This window comes from Bacteroides sp. 1_1_30, from assembly GCF_020982715.1.
Classification (GTDB): domain Bacteria; phylum Bacteroidota; class Bacteroidia; order Bacteroidales; family Bacteroidaceae; genus Bacteroides; species Bacteroides xylanisolvens.
Genome location: NZ_JAJKHN010000150.1, coordinates 1 through 6,628 on the forward strand (window position 1 = coordinate 1; position 6,628 = coordinate 6,628).

6 protein-coding genes and 3 pseudogenes are annotated in these 6,628 nt (G+C 41.5%); 6 read left to right on the plus strand and 3 right to left on the minus strand.

All coding sequences use genetic code 11. The annotated features are described in order from the left end of the window. The first annotated feature begins 250 nt into the window (after positions 1-250). The 4 genes from LPH68_RS25080 (at position 251) to istB (ending at position 4,624) form a co-directional block, all read left to right on the plus strand. The gene (locus tag LPH68_RS25080) at positions 251-1,510 is read left to right on the plus strand and encodes a site-specific integrase (RefSeq protein WP_005800176.1); all 1,260 of its coding nucleotides are present in this window, start codon (positions 251-253) and stop codon (positions 1,508-1,510) included. Positions 1,511-1,556: 46 nt separating this feature from the next. Next, positions 1,557-1,970, plus strand: a complete 414-nt coding sequence (locus LPH68_RS25085; RefSeq protein WP_005800177.1) for a hypothetical protein — start codon at positions 1,557-1,559, stop codon at positions 1,968-1,970. Positions 1,971-2,295: 325 nt separating this feature from the next. Next, on the plus strand, positions 2,296-3,861 hold the full coding sequence (gene istA / locus LPH68_RS25090) for an IS21 family transposase (protein ID WP_151923861.1): 1,566 nt from the start codon (positions 2,296-2,298) through the stop codon (positions 3,859-3,861). Further along, complete coding sequence (gene istB / locus LPH68_RS25095; RefSeq protein ID WP_055279370.1) at positions 3,851-4,624, plus strand: IS21-like element helper ATPase IstB; 774 nt, start codon at positions 3,851-3,853, stop codon at positions 4,622-4,624. The genes istA and istB overlap by 11 nt, the downstream gene beginning before the upstream one ends. A 117-nt stretch (positions 4,625-4,741) precedes the next feature. On the opposite strand, the gene LPH68_RS25100 is transcribed toward istB, so the two are convergent. Continuing rightward, complete coding sequence (locus LPH68_RS25100) at positions 4,742-5,035, minus strand: hypothetical protein (RefSeq protein WP_230297209.1); 294 nt, start codon at positions 5,033-5,035, stop codon at positions 4,742-4,744. Positions 5,036-5,224: 189 nt separating this feature from the next. Beyond that, positions 5,225-5,525, minus strand: a pseudogene (locus LPH68_RS25105) (mobilization protein); the annotation flags it as partial. A 50-nt stretch (positions 5,526-5,575) separates the two neighbouring features. On the opposite strand from LPH68_RS25105, the pseudogene LPH68_RS25110 reads away from it, so the two are divergent. After that, positions 5,576-5,826: pseudogene (locus LPH68_RS25110) on the plus strand (IS982 family transposase); the annotation flags it as partial. Positions 5,827-5,857: 31 nt separating this feature from the next. Here LPH68_RS25110 and LPH68_RS25115 read toward each other — a convergent pair. Further along, positions 5,858-6,293, minus strand: a pseudogene (locus tag LPH68_RS25115) (bifunctional DNA primase/helicase); the annotation flags it as partial. Between the two features lie 27 nt (positions 6,294-6,320). On the opposite strand from LPH68_RS25115, the gene LPH68_RS25120 reads away from it, so the two are divergent. After that, positions 6,321-6,512, plus strand: a complete 192-nt coding sequence (locus tag LPH68_RS25120; RefSeq protein WP_230297210.1) for a DNA methylase — start codon at positions 6,321-6,323, stop codon at positions 6,510-6,512. The last annotated feature ends 116 nt before the right edge of the window (positions 6,513-6,628 follow it).

The following is a 6,628-nucleotide window of genomic DNA, read 5'->3' on the forward strand; positions in this document are numbered from 1 at the left end:
TATACCATTCTTTATGTTTAGATTATGCAAACTGACAGTGTGAATTTAACATATCCACAGGGTTTTCGGACTGACCCCAAAAAGCCACCCTGTGAAGATGAATCGTTACTAATTCGTTACGGTTTTCCGTTACGATAAAAACCGTAACGAATTTATAGGTAAGTCGCTCATTTGTCGAATATTGGCAGTCGAAAGTCATAGCCGTTACGGAATGAACAAATTAACTTTGCAACAAGAAAGGAGTTACGGTATGAAATCGACATTCAAGACACTCTTCTATTTAAAGAAGAACGAACCGAAGAAAAACGGTCATGTAGTAATAATGGTACGTATCACGGTGGACGGTGATCAGGTGCAATTCAGCAGCAAGTTGGATATACACCCCGATAACTGGGACACGAAAACGGGAAGAGCCGTCATCAACAAACAGAGTGCGGACAAGAAAGAAAACCTCAGGGTATCCTCACTTAACAAGACACTGGACGAGATACGTTCGGCCATCACCATGCACTACACACGCATGATGAACGTGGACGGTTACGCACTGCCGGAAAAAATCAGGAACGCATTCCTGGGATTGGAGGAAAAGGAGAAAACACTCATCAGCTACTTCACCCAGCACAATGAACAGTATGCAAAGAAGGTCGGCAAGACTGCCACGCAAAAGACCTACTCTCGCTACGAACTTACCAAACAGCGAATGATAGAGTTCTTGCAAAAGGAATACAAGTTGTCGGACATTCCCGTGAAGGAAATCACCGTCACCCACATCGAGAACTTCTACCTTTATTTGCGTCAGGAATGTGAGGTAAGCAACAATACCGCCATGAAATTTGTACAACGTTTCCATACGATACTGTTGTTTGCCCAGAAAAGCGGATTGAGCTTCATTGATCCCTTCGGGAATTTCAGGTTCAATTTTGACAAGACCGACAGAGGGTATCTCACGCAGGAGGAAATTGACACGATCTATTATAAGGAGTTCAAATCAAAGCGGTTGGAACACGTGCGTGACGCTTTCATCTTTAGCTGTTATACCGGTTTGCCCTACTGTGACATCTATACGCTTTCAAGCGAGGACATAAAGATCGGGGTGGACGGCAAGAAGTGGATTATGAAAGACAGGGGTAAAACCGGCGTGGAATCATTCATTCCCCTACTGCAAATACCGTTGGATATTCTCGCCAAATACGAGGGCAAGTTGAAAGATGGAAGATTGCTTCCGGTAATCAGTAACCAGAAGATGAATGAATATTTGGCGGAGATAGCCGCAATTTGCCAAATCAACAAACGGATCACCTACCATCTCGCCCGGCATTCGTTCGCCACGGAAATCTGCCTTACCAAAGGCGTTCCCATTGAGAGCGTATCCAAGATGCTCGGACACACCAACATTCAGACCACACAGATTTATGCCCGTGTGGTGGACAGAAAGTTGAGCCATGACATGAATATGCTGGATCGAAAACTAAAAAATATGCAAAAAGGTACGGCGCAAAACGCTGTATGAATAAACAAATCATTATATTGTCACACCATTTAAAAAACAACGCCTTATGAAAAATAGAGGATACATCACCATCACCGGTTTGGAAAACAAGGATGAACAACCCATCGTCAGTGTAAAGATAGAGAACGGCAACGTATGGATGACCAAGCACGAACTTGCCCGTCTGTTCGGAGTGTTCGTTCAGACAATAGACGCCAATGTGCGCTCCATCTTCAAATCCCGCCTGCTTTACGACGGCGACGTGACCATAACCGAGAAACAGAACAAAAGCATTGTTACCTATTATAATCTGGAAGCGATCATATTTCTCAGCTTCCGCATCAACACCTATTGCACGAAGCTGTTTCGTGAGTGGGTACTCAACTCCCTGTGCGAGTACAAACGCCTGCAAGAGAAAAAGCCCGAAGTCCTTGTTGTTTTCCATCCCGACAGCAACCGGACTACCATTTCTTATAACTAACGTGCATAGAAACCTGTAAATAGCGAGCCTTACCCGAAAATCCAACGGGCAAGGCCTCTTTTTCTCCCGAAATTTCTATCTTTACGCCAAATAACAATGTCATGATAGAAAACCTCACCATATCCGTATCCTTCAGCGAGTGGAAAATATAAAGTCACTTGACCCACTATTGTAAAAGTGACCTGACCCACCTTTATAACCGAAACTGAGCCACTAAGATTATAATAAAAATTGACCCTATAGAATTACCACATTTCAGTCTTGTTTTTTGTACTTTAAAAAGCATTTTAACCCGGTATTATTAACCGAATAAAAATTTTAAAGAATGAAAATAAGAATCAAACACATACTGCGGTGCTACCAGTCAGGAATGAGTATCCGTAGTATCAGTTCTTCTCTTCAGATTTCACGTAATACAGTAAAACGATATATCCATATATACGAAGATATGGGTATAGAGTTGGAACGCCTGTTGAAAATGGACGAGCATCATCCGCACGAGCTTTTCGGTACGGAGACTGACAACGAATCAACAGGATCTGCAGAGTATAAGTATCTTCAAGAACATATACCTGAGTACATTAAACGACTTAAATCCCGTGGAACAACAAGAAGGTCCTTGTATGAGGAGTATCTGAGAAACCGTCCCCAAGGTTACAGCTATTGTTCATTCTGCCTGTATCTCAGACGTGAAAGGGAGGTAAAAGTACCGGTTGGACGCATAGATCATATAGCCGGAGATCAGATGTATGTGGATTTTGCCGGTGACAAACTCTATATTTCAGACAGGAATACAGGTGATAAGGTTCCCGTAGAAGTCTTTGCTGCAATACTTCCTTGCAGCCAGATTACTTATTACGAGGCTGTACCATCACAAAAGAAAGAATATCTTATCCAGGCGTGTGAAAATGCTTTCCATTATTTTGGAGGTGTACCAAATGCCATAGTTCCCGACAACCTCAAATCTGCCGTAACAAAGCCCGGTGGAATAGAGTCTGTAATAAATGATGATTTTGCAGCTTTTGCAGACCATTACGGATGCGTAGTCTTTCCGGCAAGGGTGCGCAAGCCCAAAGACAAGGCTTTGGTTGAAAATGCCGTAAGACTGCTTTACAGGGAGGTCTATTCAAAGATGACAGGATTGAAATTCAATGATCTTGAAGCCTTGAACATAGAAATAATGAAACATACGGATGCATTGAACAGCCGAAAGATGTACAACCGCAGCTACAGCCGTAAGGAGCGTTTCATAGAGGTAGAGAAAGACAGGCTGCATACATTACCGACTACAAGATTTATATCAAAAAGTCGGAAAACGGCAACTGTCATGAGAAACAGTTATGTGTCGCTTAACAATCACTATTACAGTGTCCCTAAAGAGTATATCGGCGATACTGTAGAATTACTGTATGATGGGGATACAGTGGAGATATATCATAAATTCAGGCACATTACGACACATCGCAGGGATGATACACCTTTCACATATTCAGAAAAACCTTCCCATAAACTTCCCGGAGTACTACATGAATACAGAATCAGAATGGATGATGTATACTGCAAGGCACGTAAAATCGATCCGATAGTAGAGGAGTACATAAAGCTTGTGGCCGTAGCCAAAAAATATCCGGCTCAAGCAGTACGTTCAGCTGATGGTATATTAAGTCTTGTGGAACGTTTCGGACACGACAGAATGGTTCTTGCATGCCAGATAGCAATGGAATCCTGCATGTTCGGATTCAACGAGCTTGAAAGTATTCTTGTAAACAGGGAAGATGAAAAGTATCATGTCCAAATGGAAGGACAGGCTCCGGAACTTACCCCTAAACACAGAAATCTCAGAGGTAAGGATTATTTTAACTCTAAAAACATAGATAAAAATGACAAGTAATAATAAAACAAATAGAACAGTCGAAAAAAATATGGACAGAATAATGGAATTACTCTCCAAATTACGTTTTTACGGTATGCTTGAAACATACAGAAATGACTGTAGGACAACATCCTCTGATGGTATGACAAATGATGAATTCCTTAAATGGCTTCTAGAAAGTGAGTATGATTACAGACGCAATGTAAGCATTGAGCGACTGATAAGGTCTGCCAACTTCAGATATAAGGCATATATGGAGAAAATAGACTATACCATAAAACGTAACCTTGACCGTAACCAGCTTGAGAGACTTGCATCTCTTGATTTTATAAAAGACGGACAGAATGTTTTTATCACGGGAAGTTCTGGTACAGGTAAAAGCTATATTGCTTCAGCAATAGGATATGAAGCATGCAAAAATGGAGTCAGAACTTTATACTCCAATGCGTCAAAGCTTATGGGACAGCTTAAAATGGCCAAAAACAAGGGAACTATAGAATCTGAAATGAAAAAAATTGAAAAGTGTTCACTGCTTATTCTAGACGATCTGTTTCTTATAGGACTGGATGCCAGGGAAAGGTCAATCCTTATGGAAATAATAGAAGACAGACACGGATTAAAATCAATCATAATAACATCACAACTTCCTGTCGAAAGTTGGTATGATGCAATTGGTGATCCTACGGTAGCAGATGCAATCCTGGACAGAATTGTACATACTGCACACAAAATTGAACTAACAGGAGATTCTGTAAGAAAGATTAATGCTAAAAAGAAGTAGTATCTGCTATAAAGAATTATAACTGAAACTGATCCGGGTTAAAATGCATTTTTCTCTACTTAAATCTCATATTTTTTTGATGGGTCAATCAGGAGTATAATAGTGGGTCAAGTGACTTTATATTTTCCAGCCTGACAAGGGCTCCTCTACGGTATAGCAGTAAGAATCATTATCATAACTATATGTCTTTGTAAAATTATTTGTCGCTGCCAAGATCCCTTTATCTTTATTGTCTCCAAAATAGAGATAGTCATATTCACTACCCTGTGCAGTTAGAATCCTGTTGTTTTCATCGTAAATATTAACATATTCGATAATATTAACAGAATTATAGCCTTCCGGCTGTTTACTATTCTTGCAGCCCGATAAAAGTAATACACTACCTAAAAAAAATAAAATTATTCTATCCATTACTTCAAAAAACAATTCCTAATGTGTATGATTGTTTACATCTTCTTTATAATGATAATCCATTATCTTGAAATGTTTATCCCTTTCTTTATCCTGTATAATTACAAATATAGAAAAAGTGCGGTACACCACGAACGGCACACCGCACTTTTTTCGGTAAATCGGACGGGATTTAACATTTATAGCCTCCCTGCCTTTCCTTCGTAGCTGCATGGGGTGGTGTATGCTCTGCCTTAGCTTGTCGAATTGCTCCTTGAATCACTCGGCAATGGGCTTTCGGTCGATGGCAAGAAGCAATTTAGTCCCGTCCGTCAGGGCTTTCAGCACTTGCCCTCACCTTTTCGGTCTTGAATTTCCGCTTGTGTTCCTCCGAATAGAGTTCCCCTGCGTATTCCAACGGTTTTCCCTTGACGAACGTTGCTGTCTGCCCATCGCTGAACCCGACAAGGCGGCAGAGTTTTTTGATACGGAGTATTTCACGAAAATAGGGAATTTCATAATATATATTCCCTATTTTTACAATCTGTTTTTAATTCATATATGCACAACATATATACAATATTCGCAAAATTTAGCGACATCCACAAGCTGTTACAGGGAATTTGATCAACGGGCAAGGAAATTTACCTCAGCGTGGGGTCGTTCCCTGATTTTCTTATTTGGAAGTGGTTGCTCTCAACATGGCTTCCGGATCCATTGGTATTAACAGCGAATCCCTTTTATTTGTTAAGTTGAGAGAGTATCATTCAGAGATTCCTCATTTGATATCCCGTCGGCAATATAATGACAGATGAAAATTTACGGCATCTCTCTGTTCTACCATTCGTGAAAAGATGGCAGAAGCCATTGTTCTTCCACGACGGTTATGCTCTTCGCTTCATCGTTGGCGCATTTTATCAAATCCGCAATTCTGTCTATCACTACCAGATGCCACCATATTTGGATAATGGAAAGCAAGCACTCTTTCCGGCTCATTCCCGTAAGGTAATACGCCTTAAACCATTCCAGTATCGACTCACGTCTGCAACGACGCAGCAGGTTGATGATATTCTTATACAGCTGCACTTTGCTCTGTTCCATGTCATAGAACAGGACTGCCTTGTTCTTGCTGTTTTCGTGGAGCGTAACACTCAAGCGCATCCACATCCGTTCCGGAAGAACGGATAGCACCGACAATCAACGCCGCCACATAGTTACTTTTTCCCGTGCCTTCTCCGCCAGTGACACAAAGCAGATTGCCTTGAGTTCCGAGAGACACGCCCCCGCCGAGTCTTATGTCCACCGGATGCCCGATTTCCTTACCGACAGGCAGCGCATCCCGCCCAAACTAAGCGAAATGCCCCAAAGCATCAGCATCAAAGAGGCAATGGATACACTCGACGGAAAGCTCGTCATCGGAGGTGTCCCCAAGCCCGGCAACAAGGACGATCCCAATCCTGACCAGCCCGAAAAGCCCAAACCCAAGCTGAAGTTATAAAAATAAAAGCGTTCCAAAAGCATAGTGGAGCGCTTCTATTTTTACTCTAAATCAATATTTGGATCAACCTTTATGCTGTCACATAATGCACAATAACTGTCTCTTATACACATCTC

What these genes read in the sequence shown, in the direction of transcription:
- LPH68_RS25080 (WP_005800176.1), top strand. Translation starts at nt 251, where the DNA reads ATGAAATCGACATTCAAGACACTCTTCTATTTAAAGAAGAACGAACCG.
- LPH68_RS25085 (WP_005800177.1), top strand. Translation starts at nt 1,557, where the DNA reads ATGAAAAATAGAGGATACATCACCATCACCGGTTTGGAAAACAAGGAT.
- LPH68_RS25120 (WP_230297210.1), top strand. Translation starts at nt 6,321, where the DNA reads ATGCCCGATTTCCTTACCGACAGGCAGCGCATCCCGCCCAAACTAAGC.
- LPH68_RS25100 (WP_230297209.1), bottom strand. Translation starts at nt 5,035, where the DNA reads ATGGATAGAATAATTTTATTTTTTTTAGGTAGTGTATTACTTTTATCG.
- istA (WP_151923861.1), top strand. Translation starts at nt 2,296, where the DNA reads ATGAAAATAAGAATCAAACACATACTGCGGTGCTACCAGTCAGGAATG.
- istB (WP_055279370.1), top strand. Translation starts at nt 3,851, where the DNA reads ATGACAAGTAATAATAAAACAAATAGAACAGTCGAAAAAAATATGGAC.